The sequence below is a fragment of the Micromonospora echinofusca genome (assembly GCF_017614955.1).
In the GTDB taxonomy this organism is placed as follows: domain Bacteria; phylum Actinomycetota; class Actinomycetes; order Mycobacteriales; family Micromonosporaceae; genus Micromonospora; species Micromonospora echinofusca_A.
The window spans coordinates 1-16658 of the sequence record NZ_WVUH01000149.1 but is presented as its reverse complement, the minus strand read 5'-3'; the positions used below and the strand labels follow the sequence as shown (position 1 = coordinate 16658).

At 72.8% G+C, this 16658-nt stretch carries 16 protein-coding genes; 4 read left to right on the top strand and 12 right to left on the bottom strand.

The features are described 5' to 3' along the window. The 5 genes from GSF22_RS17910 to GSF22_RS17890 all read right to left on the bottom strand — a co-directional run. Window positions 1-548, bottom strand: a 548-nt coding sequence (locus GSF22_RS17910) for a hypothetical protein (RefSeq protein WP_208814764.1), incomplete at its 3' end; no start/stop codon positions are given. Between the two features lie 26 nt (window positions 549-574). After that, window positions 575-1117, bottom strand: a complete 543-nt coding sequence (locus tag GSF22_RS17905; protein ID WP_208814763.1) for a hypothetical protein — start codon at window positions 1115-1117, stop codon at window positions 575-577. A 185-nt stretch (window positions 1118-1302) separates the two neighbouring features. Beyond that, window positions 1303-3672 carry a sodium-translocating pyrophosphatase gene (locus GSF22_RS17900; RefSeq protein ID WP_208814762.1) on the bottom strand — a complete coding sequence of 790 codons (2370 nt, stop codon included), beginning with the start codon at window positions 3670-3672 and terminating at the stop codon, window positions 1303-1305. A 387-nt stretch (window positions 3673-4059) separates the two neighbouring features. Continuing rightward, window positions 4060-4497, bottom strand: coding sequence for an ATP-binding protein (locus GSF22_RS17895; RefSeq protein ID WP_208814761.1), 438 nt, complete (start codon window positions 4495-4497; stop codon window positions 4060-4062). Beyond that, window positions 4494-4850: an STAS domain-containing protein gene (locus GSF22_RS17890; protein WP_208814760.1), complete on the bottom strand. Its 357-nt coding sequence runs from the start codon at window positions 4848-4850 to the stop codon at window positions 4494-4496. The genes GSF22_RS17895 and GSF22_RS17890 overlap by 4 nt, the downstream gene beginning before the upstream one ends. 137 nt (window positions 4851-4987) lie before the next feature. Between GSF22_RS17890 and GSF22_RS17885 the strand changes: the two genes are divergently transcribed. Together GSF22_RS17885 and GSF22_RS17880 are read left to right on the top strand one after the other, a co-directional pair. Further along, window positions 4988-7354 carry a DEAD/DEAH box helicase gene (locus GSF22_RS17885; protein WP_208814759.1) on the top strand — a complete coding sequence of 789 codons (2367 nt, stop codon included), beginning with the start codon at window positions 4988-4990 and terminating at the stop codon, window positions 7352-7354. A gap of 101 nt (window positions 7355-7455) precedes the next feature. After that, window positions 7456-7665 carry a hypothetical protein gene (locus tag GSF22_RS17880; RefSeq protein ID WP_208814758.1) on the top strand — a complete coding sequence of 70 codons (210 nt, stop codon included), beginning with the start codon at window positions 7456-7458 and terminating at the stop codon, window positions 7663-7665. A gap of 191 nt (window positions 7666-7856) precedes the next feature. On the opposite strand, the gene GSF22_RS17875 is transcribed toward GSF22_RS17880, so the two are convergent. The 7 genes from GSF22_RS17875 to ssd all read right to left on the bottom strand — a co-directional run bounded on the left by GSF22_RS17875 (window position 7857) and on the right by ssd (window position 12886). Beyond that, on the bottom strand, window positions 7857-8303 hold the full coding sequence (locus tag GSF22_RS17875) for an Rv3654c family TadE-like protein (protein WP_307804085.1): 447 nt from the start codon (window positions 8301-8303) through the stop codon (window positions 7857-7859). Then, complete coding sequence (locus GSF22_RS17870; RefSeq protein ID WP_208814756.1) at window positions 8300-8689, bottom strand: TadE family type IV pilus minor pilin; 390 nt, start codon at window positions 8687-8689, stop codon at window positions 8300-8302. The genes GSF22_RS17875 and GSF22_RS17870 overlap by 4 nt, the downstream gene beginning before the upstream one ends. A gap of 56 nt (window positions 8690-8745) precedes the next feature. Continuing rightward, window positions 8746-8913, bottom strand: coding sequence for a DUF4244 domain-containing protein (locus GSF22_RS17865; RefSeq protein WP_088997060.1), 168 nt, complete (start codon window positions 8911-8913; stop codon window positions 8746-8748). 25 nt (window positions 8914-8938) lie between these two features. Next, window positions 8939-9697 (bottom strand): type II secretion system F family protein, encoded by a 759-nt coding sequence (locus GSF22_RS17860; RefSeq protein ID WP_439957790.1) that lies wholly within the window; start codon window positions 9695-9697, stop codon window positions 8939-8941. A 68-nt stretch (window positions 9698-9765) separates the two neighbouring features. Next, window positions 9766-10542: a type II secretion system F family protein gene (locus GSF22_RS17855; protein WP_307804083.1), complete on the bottom strand. Its 777-nt coding sequence runs from the start codon at window positions 10540-10542 to the stop codon at window positions 9766-9768. After that, complete coding sequence (locus tag GSF22_RS17850; protein ID WP_208814755.1) at window positions 10539-11786, bottom strand: TadA family conjugal transfer-associated ATPase; 1248 nt, start codon at window positions 11784-11786, stop codon at window positions 10539-10541. Before GSF22_RS17850 ends, GSF22_RS17855 begins: the two co-directional genes overlap by 4 nt. Beyond that, the gene (ssd, locus tag GSF22_RS17845) at window positions 11783-12886 is read right to left on the bottom strand and encodes a septum site-determining protein Ssd (protein ID WP_208814754.1); all 1104 of its coding nucleotides are present in this window, start codon (window positions 12884-12886) and stop codon (window positions 11783-11785) included. Before ssd ends, GSF22_RS17850 begins: the two co-directional genes overlap by 4 nt. A 340-nt stretch (window positions 12887-13226) precedes the next feature. Here ssd and GSF22_RS17840 point away from each other — a divergent pair, with 340 nt between their 5' ends. Both GSF22_RS17840 and GSF22_RS17835 read left to right on the top strand, forming a co-directional pair. Continuing rightward, window positions 13227-15497: an Ig-like domain-containing protein gene (locus GSF22_RS17840; protein WP_208814753.1), complete on the top strand. Its 2271-nt coding sequence runs from the start codon at window positions 13227-13229 to the stop codon at window positions 15495-15497. Between the two features lie 364 nt (window positions 15498-15861). Continuing rightward, window positions 15862-16658 (top strand): HAD family hydrolase (locus GSF22_RS17835; protein ID WP_208814752.1); only part of this gene is annotated, 797 nt, incomplete at its 3' end.

Below are 16658 nucleotides of genomic sequence, written 5' to 3'. Positions count from 1 at the left end.
ACCAGCTCCGCCAGCCGGGCCGTCCGGCGCCGACCGGTCATCCGGTACGCCGGCCCGCCCGCGCCCGTCCCGACCAGCACCGCCGGCAGGCCGATGGCAGCCAGCGCCCGCCCCACCGCCGGCCACCACGGTTCGTCGGCGACGCCGAGGTGCAGCCGGTACCCACCGGGCTCGGGCACCCCGGCGGCAGCCGTCCAGAGTCGCAGCCGCCGACCGTTGAGGTGGAACCCGGGTGGTGGCTGTTTCACCCCGTCGACCAGCCAGGCCGTGCCGAGCGGAGCGAGCGTCGTCGCGTACGCGGTGCGGACCTCGTGCCCGCCCTCCCCGCCGGCCGGCTCCCAGGTCGGGGCGAGTCCCCGGCGGGTCAGTTCGGCGACCAGGACGTGCACCCGCCAGGCCTCGGCGACCGTGACCGACACCCGGGCGGTACCGCCCATCCGCACGATCTCGCCGGGGCCGGCGAGCAGACCGGCCAGGTCGGCCGGGGACGGGTCGGCCGCCTCGGCGCCGAACAGGGAGAGTTGCCGGACCGGCTCGGGCTCCGGCACCGGGGGTGGTAACTCGCCAGCGGGCGTCAGCGACACTCCGGGACCTCGTCGAAGGCCTGTTGCAGCTCTGTCGAACGCAGCTTGCTGGTGTCCAGCGCGCTGGCGTCGTACTCCCGGTTGAGGGTGTCCACGGCGGCCTTCACCCCGTCGTAGAACGTGCTGGCCGGGCCGGTGTCCAGGGCCTCGATGGTCCGCCGGGCCTTGCCGTACGCGTCGCGCACCTTGCCCAGGGAGGTCCGGAAGCCCTTCGAGACCGCCGCGCCCTGCTCGACGTCGGGGACACCGGCGTCCTCGACCCGCTGCCGTGCGGTCTCGCTGGCCTGCTCGGCCCCGGCGAAGAGGCGGACCAGGTTCTCCTTGGCCTGCGCCGGTGTGGTCTGCGCGGTCATCTGCTGCTGCGTGTACGTGGTCAGTTTGCTGATCTCGGCGCGCCACGGGGCGAGCGCCTCGCAGACCGAGGCGGCCCAGGCCCGGGGGCTGGGGCCGGCACCGCAGCCGCTGACCGCGAGGACGAGCGTAGCCAGGACCACCGTCAGCTTTCCGGCGGTTGCCGCCCGGCACGTACGCATGCGTTGCAGCGTACGGCTTCCCCCGGGATACGCCACCAGACAGTCGTCCACGGTCGGGCCGGTCAGGGGCGGCCGGAACGGCACGGGTCCCCGGCCGGTGCCGGTGGCACCGTCGGGGACCCGGTTCGTCCCGGTTCGACCTTTTCCCGGTTCACGATCAGCCGGGGTCCGGTCCTCCACCCGGTTCAGCTCCGGGCGGTCGCCGCCCGCTGGTCGGGGGTGGCCGATCCGGCACCGGCGTCGGTGTCGGACATCGCGACCGGCTTGCGCTTGCTGAACACCACCGCCGCCACGATGATCAACGTGGCGACCACGGCGATCGTCACCCGCAGGCCGGTGTTCCGGTCGGCGCCCACGCTCCAGGCCACCACGGCCGGCGCGATCAGCAGCGAGACCAGGTTCATCACCTTGATCAGCGGGTTGATCGCCGGGCCGGCGGTGTCCTTGAACGGGTCACCGACGGTGTCACCGATGACCGTCGCGGCGTGCGACTCGGAGCCCTTGCCGCCGTACGCGCCGTCCTCGACGAGCTTCTTGGCGTTGTCCCAGGCACCACCGGAGTTGGCCAGGAAGACCGCCATCAGCGTGCCGGCCCCGATCGCCCCGGCCAGGTACGACGCGAGGGCGCCCGGACCGAGACCGAAACCGACCGCGATCGGCGCGAGGATGGCGAGCAGTCCGGGGGTCATCAGCTCACGCTGCGCGTCCCGGGTGCAGATGTCGACGACCTTGCCGTACTCGGGACGCTGGGTGCGGTCCATGATCCCGGGCAGCTCACGGAACTGCCGGCGGACCTCCATCACCACGGCACCGGCCGAGCGGGACACCGCGTTGATGGCCAGACCGGAGAAGAGGAACACCACCGCCGCACCGATGATCAGGCCGACCAGGTTGCGCGGATTCGCCACGTTCAGCGAGTTGAGGATCTCCGCACCCACGTCACCGACCCCGGCGTCCGCGTACGCGGTCTTCAGGGTGTCGGTGTACGAACCGAACAGCGCGGTGGCGGCGAGGACCGCCGTGGCGATCGCGATGCCCTTGGTGATCGCCTTGGTGGTGTTGCCGACCGCGTCCAGCTCGGTGAGGATCCGGGCCCCGTTCTCGTCGATGTCACCGGACATCTCGGCGACGCCCTGGGCGTTGTCGGAGATCGGGCCGAAGGTGTCCATCGCCACGATCACGCCGACGGTGGTGAGCAGGCCGGTACCGGCCAGCGCCACCGCGAACAGCGACAGGGTGATGGAGCTGCCGCCGAGCAGGAACGCCCCGAACACGCCGGCACCGATCAGCAGCGCGGAGTAGACCGCCGACTCCAGGCCGACGCTGATGCCGGCGAGGATGACGGTGGCCGGGCCGGTCTGCGAGCTCTTGCCGATGTCCTGCACCGGACGCTTCTCGGTCTCGGTGAAGTAGCCGGTGAGCGCCTGGATGGCGGCGGCCAGCACGATGCCGATGACGACCGCGCCGATGGCGACCAACCGGGGGTTGCCGTCGATCGGGGTGCCGTCCGGGTTGGCCAGACCGCCCTCGAAACCGCCGAAGCTGGCCGGCAGGTACGCGTAGGCGGCGATGCCGACCAGGACCGCGGAGAGCACCGCGGAGAGGTAGAACGCCCGGTTGATCGCGGTGAGCCCGGACCGGTCGCTGGCCCGCAGCCGGGTGATGAAGACCCCGATGATCGCGACGAGCACGCCGATCGTGGAGACGATCAGCGGGAAGACCAGCCCGTCGGCGCCGAACGCGGCCCGCCCCAGGATGAGCGCGGCGACCAGCGTCACGGCGTACGACTCGAACAGGTCGGCGGCCATGCCGGCGCAGTCGCCGACGTTGTCGCCCACGTTGTCGGCGATGGTCGCGGCGTTGCGCGGGTCGTCCTCCGGGATGCCCTGCTCGACCTTGCCGACCAGGTCGGCACCGACGTCGGCGGCCTTGGTGAAGATACCGCCGCCGACCCGCATGAACATGGCGAGCAGTGCGGCACCGAAGCCGAAGCCCTCCAGCACGGTCGGCGCGTCGCCCTTGAACAGCAGGACGACCAGCGCGGCGCCGAAGAGGCCGAGGCCCACGGTGAGGAAACCGACCACACCGCCGGTCCGGAAGGCGATCTTCATCGCGGCCTCCCGGCCGCCGACCGCCTCACGCGCGGCGGCGGCGACCCGCAGGTTCGCCCGGGTGGCCAGGGCCATGCCCGCGCCGCCGATGAACGCGCTGAACAGGGCGCCCACGACGAAGAAGGCCGAGCGGCCGATCTTCACCAGGGTCTCGCTGCTGTCGGTGTCGTGCACCGGCAGCAGGAAGAGCAGCACCACGGCGATCACGACGAAAATCGCGAGGGTCCTGAATTGGCGGAGCAGGTAGGCCGAGGCGCCCTCTTGGACGGCCCCGGAGATCTCCTGCATGTTTGTGGTGCCCTTGCCGGCTGCCAGGACCGCCTTGGTGAGGGCGGCGGCAAAGCCGAGCGCCACCAACGCGATGACCGCGGCGATGATGACGTACGACAGGTTCGCTCCGGCAAGGGACAGGCCGCCGCTCTCGGCTGCCAAGGTCCCGGACATCAATGTCCTCCTGTACCGAACACTCGCGCCGGGCAGCGTCGAACCGACCCGGCTTGCTCCATGCGGACTCGCAAGTGCCTGCGCCAACCCAAGCGTGCGGACCAGCGATGATCACCCATACCCGCTGGCTACGGGCCGGGACACTTGCTGATAACCCGCGTACTTTAGCCCCAGCCAGTGTCGGAGGTCACACCTAGGGGGCGCCGTGTCGCGATGATCTTCGTAACTGTGTTAACGCGAGGAATCTGATATAAGCCGGGCCGGTTACGGGCAGAAGTCGGATCCACACCCATAGTTGATCAAGGGGCCGGTGGCACAGGTATCGATATCCTGTGCCACCGGCCCCTTGACGGACAGGTGCCTGCCACTTGACGGACAGGTGCCTGGTCAGCGGTTGACGGGCCAGACCATCCGGACCTCGGTGCCGATGCCCTCGTCCACCGGACGCACCTGGAGATCCTCGACGAAACCGGCAAGCAGGGCGAACCCCACACCGGTGGTGAGCGCCTCGTCGGTGAGCGACTCGTCGGCCAACTCGTCCGGCGGCAGCGCGGCCAGGCCGAGACCGGCCTCGATGGGCGCCCGATCGATCACCCGGACCGTGTACGCCCCGGAGTCCGACATCTCGACCCGGACCAGATCGTTGAGCCCGTACTGACGGTGCAGGGCGACCGCCCGGGTACACGCCTCGCCGATCGCCAGGCGTACCTCGTCGAGCAGTTCCTCCGCGACGCCGGCCCGACGGGCGACGGCAACCCCGACCAGCCGCGCGGTACGTACGTGCACCGGCGCGGGCGAGAAGGAGAGCCGGACGGTCGACATCACGCGCCGTTGCCGGCCGCGCCGGCGGCCACCGCCGCGTCGACCGTCGGGTGCAACGGGAACACCTGGTCCAGCGCGGTGATCCGGAAAATCTTGAGCAGTGGCTCCTTGTCGCAGACCAGGGCGAAGGTCCCACCGACCGAGCGGAGCCGCTTGAGCGCACCGACCAGCACACCCAGGCCGGTGGAGTCGAGGAAGTCGACCCGGCCCAGGTCCACCACCACCCGGCGGGCACCGGCGTCGATCAGCTCGATGAGGCGTTCCCGCAGGCGCGGAGCGGTGTAGACATCCACCTCGCCACCGACCTCGAGCACCGTGCACTCGCCGACCGTGCGGGTCGCCAGCGACAGCTCCATCAGGGTCCCTCCTCTGCCAGAACGCTCCTGGCATCTAACCATCTTGCGCCGACCGTCCCACCGGGTGCGCCTGCCGCCCTCCCCAGTACCCGGGCGCCGGCTTTTTCATTTCCGGGAATCGGTGCGACAGTCGACGGGTGACCTCCGCCGCCACCGTAGCCGCCGGCCCGGGCCCCGAACGACCGGCCGGTCCGGCCGTCGTACCCCCGGCCGAGCTGCTACGTCGGCTGCGCGCCCGGGCCACCACCGACCCGGTCACCCACGTCGAGGAGGTGGCGGCCCGACCGGGGACCACCGTCGACTGGCCGGCCTGGACACCGGCCGAGCTACGGACCGCCCTCGCCGGGCGCGGAGTGCCGGCACCGTGGCGGCACCAGGCCGAGGCCGCCGAGCTGGCGTACGCCGGCCGGCACGTGGTGGTGGCCACCGGGACGGCCTCCGGCAAGTCCCTGGCGTACCAGCTACCCGCGCTGGCCCGGCTGCTCGCCGACCCCCGGGCCACGGTGCTCTACCTCGCGCCGACCAAGGCACTCGCCGCCGACCAGTTGCGCACCGTCGCCGCCCTGGAGCTGGACGGGGTACGCCCCGCCTGCTACGACGGCGACACCCCGCGCGCGGAACGGGAGTGGATCCGGAAGTACTCCCGGTTCGTGCTGACCAACCCGGACATGCTGCACCACGGCATCCTGCCCGGGCACGCCCAGTGGGCGACCTTCCTGCGCCGGCTGGCCGTCGTGGTCGTCGACGAGTGCCACACCTACCGTGGGGTCTTCGGTTCGCACGTGGCGCACGTCCTGCGCCGGCTGCGCCGCCTCTGCGCCCGGGTGGGGAGCAGCCCGGTCCTCGTGCTGGCCTCGGCCACGGCCGGGGACCCGGCGACCGCCGCCAGCCGGCTCACCGGGCTGCCCGTGACGGCGGTCACCGAGGACACCTCACCCCGGGGCGGGGTGACCTTCGCCCTCTGGGAACCACCACTGCTCCCCGTCTCCCCGGACACCCCGGAGGAGTTGGCCACGGTCCGCCGCTCGGCGCTGCGGGAGACCGCCGACCTGCTCGCCGACTCGGTGGCCGCCGGGGTACGCACCCTCGCCTTCGTCCGCTCCCGGCGGGGCGCCGAGGTGGTCGCCACCACCGCCCGGCGCGCCCTCGACGAGGCGGTACCCGGCCTCGGCGACCGGGTAGCCGCCTACCGGGCCGGTTACCTGAAGGAGGAACGGCGCCGACTGGAACGGGCCCTGCTCGACGGGGAACTGCTCGGGCTGGCCTCGACCAACGCGCTGGAGCTGGGCGTGGACCTGGTCGGCCTGGACGCGGTCCTGATCTGCGGGTACCCGGGCACCCGGGCGTCGCTGCGCCAGCAGGCCGGCCGGGCCGGCCGGGCCGGGCAGGAGGCGCTGGCCGTGCTCGTCGCCCGGGACGACCCGCTCGACACGTACCTGGTGCACCATCCGGAGGCCCTGTTCGGCCGGCCGGTCGAGGCGACCGTGCTGGATCCGGCCAACCCGTACGTGCTCGGGCCGCAGTTGGCCTGCGCGGCTGCCGAGGCACCGCTGACCCCGGCTGACCTGACCCTGTTCGGCGCGGGCGCCAAGGAGGCGGTCGAGGAACTGGTGCAGGTCGGGGCGCTACGGCAGCGCCCGACAGGCTGGTACTGGCGGCACCGGGAACGGCCGGAGGTGGATCTGCGGGGCGAGGGCGGCAGCCCGGTCTGCGTGGTCGAGTCGGCCACCGGCCGGCTGCTCGGCACGGTGGACGCCGGTTCGTCGCACTTCCTGGTGCACCCCGGCGCGGTCTACCTCCACCAGGGCGTGTCGTACGTCGTCGACGAGCTGGATCTGGACGACAGTTGCGCGCTGGTGCACGCCGAGGAGCCGGACTGGTCGACCCACGCCCGGGACGTCACCTCGCTGTCGGTGGTGTCGGTCCGGGCGTACGCCGACGCCGGGCCGGTCGGGATGTTCCTCGGCGAGGTCGACGTGACCAGTCAGGTGGTCTCCTACCAGCGACGCCGGATCGCCTCGGGTGAGGTACTGGACACCCGGCCGCTCGACCTGCCGGCCCGGGAACTGCGGACGGTCGCGGTCTGGTTCACCCTGTCACCGGAGTCGCTGGCGGCGGCCGGGGTGCAGACGGCCGACATCCCCGGTGCGCTGCACGCCGCCGAGCATGCCGCGATCGGCCTGCTGCCCCTGGTGGCCACCTGCGACCGGTGGGACATCGGCGGTCTGTCCACTGCGGTACACCCGGACACCGAAGCGCCGACGGTGTTCGTCTACGACGGTCACCCGGGCGGGGCCGGCTTCGCCGAGCGGGCGTACGGGGTGGCGTCGGCCTGGCTCCGGGCCACCCGCGAGGCGATCGTCGGGTGCGGTTGCGAGACCGGCTGCCCGTCCTGCGTGCAGTCACCCAAGTGCGGCAACGGCAACAACCCGCTGAACAAGGCGGATGCGGTGAAGGTCCTCGACGTGGTACTGGCCAACCTGCCGCCCGACGAGCAGGAATAAACGATCTTCATTCCGGAAACTGAGGGGTGGGAGCGCTTCCACGCACCTGGTGCACTCCTGCGCTGCCTGCACTTCCATGCGCCGAACTCCGGGAGGATGCCGTGGCTGACACCATCACCGAAACCGTCGACCTGCTCTACATGATCAACCAGGAGAAGCTGACGGTTGACCAGCAGATCGCGTTCGGCCAGGCGCTCGCCACCCTGGCCCAGGCCGAACGACTCGAACAGATCAACGAGCGGTTGCGCAGCATCCACCAGGTGTTGAACGCCTGGCAGTTGCGGGCCACCGCCGACGGCGCTCCACGCTGACCGCACGATTCCCTGGCCGGCCGCACGATCTCCCGGCCCGCCGCACGATCCCCTGACCGGCCGCACGATCCCCTGACCGGCCGCACGATTTTCAGGATGTCGGGGTGTCCGCGCCGAGGGGACACCCCGACATCCTGAAAGCCGGACAGCAGCCGGCCGGACCGACGGTCAGCCACAGGCCGGACCGACGGTCAGCCACGGACCGGGCCGGCTCTGGCGGTGGCGACCGCCCGCCGGGACCAGCCCGGCAGCGGCTCGACCGTCACCGCCACGGTCAGCACCAGATCCAGTCCGTCAAGTTCGCAGCCCACGACTCCGCCACCGTTGCGCCGGGCGACGTCCGTCGCCCGGGCACAGGCAGCAGCCGGGCCTTCCAGTGCCCGACCTGCTCCGGCCAGCGCCCCGAGGTCCACCGCTGCCCGCGCCTCGTGCCGGGCCAGCCGGGCCGCACCCACCGCCGCCCCGAACAGACCAGCGACGGCCAGGACCAGACCGACGGCGAGCAGCCACATCGTCGCGCTCCCCCGGTCGGAGGCAGGCTCCGACCTCCCAGAGCCGGCACGCTCCGACCTCCCGGAGCCGCCGGGCCGGCCGGGATCGTCATCCCCGACTGACGCCCGGCATCGTCCACCGCTCACTGGACCGGCCCCGACTGGCCGGGCTCGACGGCGGCGACTGCGGTGGCGCTGACCGTGAACCGGGGCAACCGCGTACTGAGCAGGCGCACGGGGGCTTCCACCGTCGCGGTGACCAGATCACCGCCGACGTTCACCGACACCGTCGCACCATCCGGAGCGGCGCGACGCCCGGCGGCGTCGCCGGCCTCACCCCGCGCGGCAGCCAGTGCCGCATCCCGCGCCGCGTCCACGCAGTGTGCCTTCGTGGTGACCGCGTTGACCGCGGTCAACCCGGCCAGCAGAAGCAGCATCAGCGCCGGCAGGCCGGCCGCCAGCTCGGCGGTGAACGAACCCCGGTCGCGGCCGGCCCGGGCCGCTGCCCGGGTACGAGCGGCTACGGTGGGCACCTGCAACTGCCCGGTCGTTGAGCGCCCCGGACGGCGGCCGGCCTGTCGGCGCCCGGTCACTTCAGCGCCCGGTCGATGACTGCGGTCAACGCGGACTGGACGTTGCCCGAGGTCAGAACCTTGAGCAGGATACCCGCGAAGGCGACGGCGGCGAGCGTGCCGACGGCGTACTCGGCGGTGTTCATCCCGGCGTCCCCGCGCAGTCGCGCGAACAGCTTGCGCACGGTGGTGCTCCTCTCTCGACGGTTTCTAGAGCACGTCGCCGAGGACGGCGACGATCACCGGCACCAGGCCGGCGAGAATGAAGGCGGGCAGGAAGCAGAGCCCGAGGGGCAGCACGATGAGTACGCCGGCCCGCCGGGCGGCCGCCTCCGCAGCGACGCTCCGGTCACCCCGCAGGTCGTCGGCGAGCCGGCTCAACGCGCCGGCCAGTGCGGCACCGCTCGCGGCCGAGCGGACCGCCGCGGCGATGAGCCGGTCGGCACCGGTCACCGGAGCCAGGTGGTCCCATGCCTCGGACGGCTCACCGCCCAACCGGAGGGTGCGCCCGACCCGGACCAGACGCTCACCGAGCGGACCGTCGAGTGCGGCGGCGACCGCCTCCACCCCCTGCGCGACCGGTGCTCCGGCCCGGAGTGCCGCCGCCAACAGGTCTGCGGCGAGCGGCAGGTCAGCCGTCTCCCGTACCCGTCGACGCCGGACGTCGGCCGGTTCCAGCCGGCGCAGGGCAACGTCGAGCAGAACCGACGTGCCCGCCCCGACCAGCAGGCCCCACCAACCACCGACAGCAACGGCGGTGGCGAGGCCGCCGAGGGCCGCACCGAGCCGGACCCGGTCGGGTCGACGGCCGCCCCGGGCCGCTCCTGCCTGCCGGGTACCGGTCCGGGACGCGGCGACCCGACGCAGCCGGTGCCGGGCTGCCCGGCCAGGTGGGGCGAGCGGTACTGCGGCCAGCAGCACGGCCACCGCCACCAGGAAGCCACCGCCGACGACCAACCCACCGGTCAGAGTGGTCCCGGCGCCGGTCTGCACCGCTGCCCCGACGGCCCCGACGACGGGAGCGGTCAGCGGGTACATCACGTGGCCCGCGCCGGTGCGGCGCTGAGTCGATCTGCCCAGGCCAGACCGGCGATCTGCAACACCACGGCACCGACCGTGCAGCCTGCTCCGACCGGCGTGTGCAGCAGGACCCGCAGGGGATCGACACCGATGCCGTACCCGAGTGCAATGCCGCCCGCCGGCAGCGCCGCCAGCAACCAGGCGGTGGCCCGGGCACCGGCAGCCTGTGCGGCGGCTGCGGCCAGTCCCCGGGCAGTGGCTCGCGCGTCGGCCTCGATCCGCTCGATCAGGTCCGCCAGGGGTGCCCCGGTCCGCTCGGCGAGGCGTACCGCCGCGTGGGTCAACTCGGTGAGCCGGTCGGCACCGGAGGCGCCGCCGGTCGACATGCCCGGCAACGCGGAGGCGGGCAGACCGGCCCGCAGGTCCGCAGCGAGTGCACAGAGCTGGTCGAGCTGACGTCGGCGGGCCCGCTCGGCCTCACGGAGGGTGACCTGCCGCAGTCCGGCCCGGGCCGCCAACCCGCCGTACGCAGCAAGGGCGAACCCGGCCACCGGACCGGCGGCGAGCAGGCCGAGCAGCCCGGCCAGCAGCGCCGCCAGCAGGATGCCCCGCCGAACGGGCGGCCGGTACGCGGCGAGCCGGGTACGCAGCTCGACGATCCGACCGGGCGACGACTGTCCGGCGTGTCCTGCGGTCACCTGCCGTAACCGGTGTCGGCGCCCGCGCCGTGGCCAGCCGGCGACCAGGGCGGCGGCGCCGAGGCAGCCGGCCGCCCACCACCATCCGCCGGTCACCGCTGCGCCTCGGGTGCCGGGGTGGCCGACGGGGTCGCGGTGACCGGCTGCGCGGGACCGGCCCAGGAGTGCGTCAGGATCGGCGGAACCGGCACGTCCCGCTCGGCGAGCAGGGTGGCCAGTGCCCGGGCGGCGAGCCCCAGTCCGCGTCCCCGGATCCACGCCGGTACCACCGTCAGCAGTCGCTCCGGACCGTCCGGTACCAGCAGGCAGACCGACTCCAGGACCCGCCCCTGACCGGTCCGGCGGACCTGGAGGAGCACCTGGAGTGCTGCGGTGACCTGGGCGTGCAGGGCGGCCCGGGGCAGCCCGCCGAGCAGGCCGAGCGCCTCCAGCCGGGCCGGTACGTCGGTCGGCGCGTTGGCGTGCAGTGTTCCGGCGCCGCCGTCGTGGCCGGTGTTCAACGCGGCGAGCAGGTCCACCACCTCGGCGCCCCGGCACTCGCCGACGACCAGCCGGTCCGGGCGCATCCGCAGGGCCTGCCGGACCAGGTCGCTCAGGCCGACCGTGCCCGCCCCCTCCACGTTGGACGTCCTGGCCTGGAGGCCGACCACGTGCGGGTGGGCGGGGCGCAGCTCGGCGGCATCCTCGACCAGCACGATCCGCTCGGTCGGCGGTACCAGCCCGAGCATGGTGTTGAGCAACGTCGTCTTGCCGGATCCGGTACCCCCGACCACCAGGTAGGCGAGCCGGGCAGCCACCATGGCGTGCAACAGGGGTGCCACCGCCCGGGGCACGGTGCCGTGGGCGACCAGCTCGTCCAGGGTGAACGGACGTTGCCGGAAGGTCCGCAGCGACAGGTACGGACCGTCCGTCGCCACCGGGGGCAGTACGGCGTGCAGCCGGGTCCCGTCGGGCAGGCGCGCGTCGGCGTACGGCGAACCGTCGTCGAGCCGGCGCCCGCAGGCCGCCGCCAGGCGCTGGGCGAGCCGACGTACGTCGTCGACGGTGCCCAGCGGCACGGGCACCTGTCGCAGCCCCTGCCCCCGGTCCACCCAGACCCGGACACCGTTGACGAGGATGTCGGTGACCGCCGGATCGGCCAGCAGCGGGGCCAGCGGACCGGCGCCGGTCAGGTCGTCGTGCACCCGGTCCGCGACGCGGAGCAGGGCGGTGTCGCCGAGTACCGCCACCTCGGGTTCGGCGCGTACCGCCGAGACGATCGCCGCCGGGGTGACCGGTGCGCCGTCGGCGGCGAAGCGGTGCCGTACCCGGGCGGCCAGCTCACCGGGGAGGCCGGTCATGCCGCACCGCTGGCCGGCAGGCTGACCAGGTCGGTGACGATGCGCTGGCAGAGCTCGGCGAGCGGGCCACGGCCGTCGGCGGTGGGCGCCTCGCCGCGTTCCAGGCCCCGCACCAGACCGGGCTCGGGTCGGAGCGTACCGGCCAGCGGCAGGTCCAGGGCCCGGGCCACCTCACGGGCCTTGAGCCGGCCGGGTGCCGGCCCGCGCACGATCGCCGCGAGGCGGGTGCAGTGCGGGGCGACCCCGGCGACCACCCGGGCCGCCGCCGCGGTGGCCCGCAGTTCGGCCGGTACGACGACGAACACCTGGTCGGCGCTCTGCAACGCGATCACGGCCGCGTCGTCGAGCTGCCGGGGCAGGTCCACCACGACGAAGTCCCGGCCCCGGCGGCCGGCGTCCAGGGTCGCCGCCATCGCCTCGGCCGGCAGGTGGAGCAGGTCACCCCGGTCCCAGGAGAGCATCACCAGGTCACCCCGGCTGGGCAGCGCCCGCACCAGGGCCGGCACGTCCAGTCGCCCGTCGGTGCGGGTGAGCGCCGGCCAGCGCAGCCCTTCGAGCTGCTCCCAGCCGAGCACCAGGTCGAGCCCTCCGCCGAGAGGGTCGGCGTCGACCAGCAGGGTACGGAGTCTGGCCCGGGCGGCGGTGACCGCGAGCCCGGCGGCCAGGACGCTCGCCCCCGCACCGCCCCGGCCGCCGACGACGGCGACGATCCGGCCCGTACCGTCCGGCTGCTGCCGACCGGGCCCCTCGGCCAGCCGGTCGACCAGCCACGGTTCGGCGGCCGGGAGCATCGCCATGTGCTCGGCGCCGATCAGCTCGGCGAGGTCCCAGCCCGGGTCACCGGTGCCGGTGTGTCCGACCAGCACCACCCTCGGCCGGCGCGGCAACCGGGCACGCAGACACGCCTGGGCCTGGTCCGTGCCGACCAGCACCAGCGGTGCCGGTGACCACCGGGGCCGGGCGGCAGCGGGATCGGCGGCCACCTCCACCTCGGTACCGGCTGCGGCGGCGAGCCGGAGCAGTTCGTCGAGGAGGGCACTGTCGGTGGTGACGATCAGCGGCAACCGCCGCAGTGGTGGCACGGAGGTACGGGGTGGCATCACGGCCTCCTGGGTCCGGTACGGGCTCGTCGTACCGGTCCACCGTGCCGCTGCCACCGTGCTGCCCGCTGGTTCTGCACCGTCCGCTGTGGACAACCGGGCGCCCTGTGGAAAACCGCCGGAACTCCAATGGATCTGCTATGAAAACCGGTTCTTATCCGGTGGTATCCGGCAGCTATCGCTACCGCTCGCTGGGATGGTCGCTCCAGGAATGCGGCAGTATGCCGATCCAGATTCCTGGAGCACACGCGACAGTGCGCCGGCGCGCCCGAAGTCGCTACCGGCGAGGTGTGAACGCAGATCTACATATTCGTGACGATAGAATTCAAATACTGGCAGGATGCGCCCCGTTTCACGATTTCTGCTGACCCTCTGCCTGGTGGCCACCGGGCCGCTGGCCGCACCGTTGCCCGCCGCTGCGGCCCCGGCCGCCCCCGGACCCGGCACGCGGGCGGCGTTCGCGCTGAACGTCAACTTCTCCGACCCGGCGACCCCACCGCCGGCCGGTTACCGGCGCGACAGTGGCGACGCCTACGGCGACCGGGGTGCTGGCGTCAGCTACGGCTGGGTACGGATCGGCACCACCACCCCGGTCGCTCTCGTCGGCAACGGACGCAACCGGGGGAAGGCCAGCAACCCCGACGTACGGCTGGCCACGCTGATGCACGCGCAACTGCCCACCACCTCGTCCGGGACCCCGATCCCCGGCGCCTGGGAGGTGGCGGTCCCCAACGGCGCCTACGCGGTCACCGGCGTCGTCGGTGACGCGGGCCCCGCCGTCGACAGCGTCCACTATCTGAACATCGAGAACCAGAACGCGGTGGCCGCCTTCCGGCCCGACGCGACGACGAAGCACGCGAGCGGCACCCGGGTCGTGAACGTCACCGACGGCAGGCTCACCCTGAGCCCGCAGGCCGGCACGAACACCAAGTTCAACTACGTCACGATCGTCGCCGTGACCGGGGTCGCCCCGTCGGTGCGTACCAGCACACCGGCGAACCTGGCGAGCAGCGTCGACCCCACCACCAGCGTCGTGGCGGACCTGCGGCTACCGGCCGGGGGCGTCAACCCGGCGACACTCACCGCCGGCACGGTCCGGCTGACGTCGGTCGCCGACGGGCGGCAGGTGGCGGCGAACGTCATCACCAGCGGCGGTGGCGACGTGATCAACCTGTCGCCGACCGCACCCTTGGCGGCCGGCACGCTGTACCGCTTCGACATCACCAGCGGCGTGCAGGACCTCGCCGGCAACGCCTTCCAGCCGTACTCGATCGTCTTCGCCACCGGCGCCGGGGCGCCTCCCCCGCCCGGGGTGGCGTTCGAGAAGGTGACCAGCGGCGCCGTCTCGGCGTCGTACACCAGCGTGGTGAAGGGCCCCGACGGGCGGCTCTACGCGGCCACGCTCAACGGCTATCTGTACCGGTACCCGATCAGCGCCGACGGCACGCTCGGCTCCCCGACGGTGATCTCCACGGTCCGGACCCACGCGGTCGCGGCCGGACTCTCCGGCGCGCCGAACCGTACGATCGTCGGGCTGGCCTTCGACCCTGCCTCGACCCCCACCAACCCGGTCCTGTGGATCACCGACAACCACCAGTTCGTCGGGGTCTACGACGTGCCCGACTGGTCCAGTCACATCGCCCGGCTCAGCGGACCGGACCTCGGCACGTACACCGACGTGGTGACCGGCCTGCCGCGCTCGATCAAGGACCACGAGACCAACTCGATCGCCTTCGGCCCCGACGGTGCCCTGTACGTCTCCCAGGGCGCCAACAACGCCATGGGTGCGGCCGACCCGACCTGGGGCAACCGTCCCGAACACCTGCTCAACGCGGCGGTGCTGCGCCTGGACCCGGCGAGACTGCCGGCGATCCTGCCGCTGAACGCCAGGACCCGCGACGGCGGGGGCAGCTACGATCCGTACGCGTCCGGTGCCCCGTTGACGCTCCACGCCACCGGCATCCGCAACGCCTACGACCTGGTCTGGCACCGTAACGGGCACCTGTACGCACCGACCAACGGCTCGGCGGCCGGTGGCAACACGCCGGCCACCCCGAACCCCCTGCCGGCGGCCTGCACCACCCGGCCAGACGGGCCGTACACCGGGCCGGTGGTACCCGCGATCACCAGCAACCCGCAGGCCGAGACGGACTACGTCTTCGACGTCAAACGGAACCGCTACTACGGCCACCCGAACCCGACCCGCTGCGAGTGGGTACTGGCCGGCGGCAACCCGACCAGCGGCGTCGACGCGTACCAGATGACCGCCTATCCGGCCGGCACCCTGCCGGACCGCAACCTCGACCTGGCCGGGATCTACGACGCCGGCCTGCACGCCTCGGCCAACGGGGCGGTCGAGTACGTCGGCGGGGCACTCGACGGTCGGCTACTCTACGTGCGCTACTCGTCCGGTCAGGACATCGTCGCCTTCGACGTGGCCGCCGACGGCAGGCTCTCCAACCGGAGAACCGGCATCACCGGATTCACCGGCTTCAACCAGCCGCTCGACCTGACGCAGGACGTGGCCACCGGCAACCTGTACGTCACCGAACTGGGCGCGCGACGGATCACCCTGCTCCGCCCCGTCGTCGGTGCCGGCACGGCGCGCTGACCGGGCGGCTCCGGGTCAGGCTGCGCGGTAGCGTTCCCGACCCAAAGGGACGACCCCCGTCGGGGGGTTGACGGGGGTCGTCGAGAGTTCGGCTCCGGGGGGGGTTGAGCCGAACCCGCTCAGCGGTCACGGGGGGTGCAACCGCCGAGGGTCGTCTACGACGAGACATATGAAACTGTGTCGTAAAGACAAGCATGCCTGAGACGATGTGTACACGTCGAGTGGTGTTCTCTCCACTCAGTGCAAAATTCCGGTGGCAGAGTGTGACTGCCATCACGTCCAGCAGCCCTGCCATCAGGGCGTCGTACGGGGCGGCCCCCCGGGCACCGCCCGACCATAGAACATGCGGCTAGACTTTCGCGCCGTGGGCCGAAGTGCCGCTTTTTTCGATCTGGACAAGACCGTCATCGCCAAGTCGAGCGCCCTGGCGTTCGGACGGCCGTTCTACCGGGACGGCCTGATCACCCGGCGGGACGTGGTGAAGTCCGCGTACGCGCAGCTGATGTTCCGGCTGGGCGGCACGGACGAGCAGACCATGGCCCGGACCCGGGACTACCTGGCCGAGCTGTGCAGGGGCTGGCAGGTGGAACAGGTCCGCCAGATCGTCGCGGAGACGCTCCACGAGCTGATCAACCCCTACGTGTACGCCGAAGCCGCCGCACTGATCGAGGAACACCAGTCGGCCGGCCGGGACGTGGTGCTGGTCTCCGCCTCCGGCGAGGAGATGGTCCGTCCGATCGGCGAACTGCTGGGCGTGACGGATGTGATCGCCACCCGGATGGCGGTGCACGACGGCCGGTACAGCGGCGAGGTCGAGTTCTACGCCGCCGGCCCGAGCAAGGTCGAGGCGGTGACCGCCCTCGCCGAGAAGCGGGGCTACGACCTGGCCGACTCGTACGCGTACTCCGACTCGGTGAGCGACCGCCCACTGCTGGAGTGCGTCGGGCACCCGAGCGTGGTCAACCCGGACCGCGCCCTGCGCAGGCTCGCCACGGAGAATGCCTGGCCGGTACTGGAGTTCCGGCACCCGGTGCCGCTGGGGCGCCGGCTACGGGAGCGGCCGGGGGTACCGGTGGCAGCCGCCGCACTCGGGGTGGGTGTCGGCGTGGCGATCGGCATCGCCTGGTACGGCCGGCACCGCCGGGCCCGCACCGCCACCGC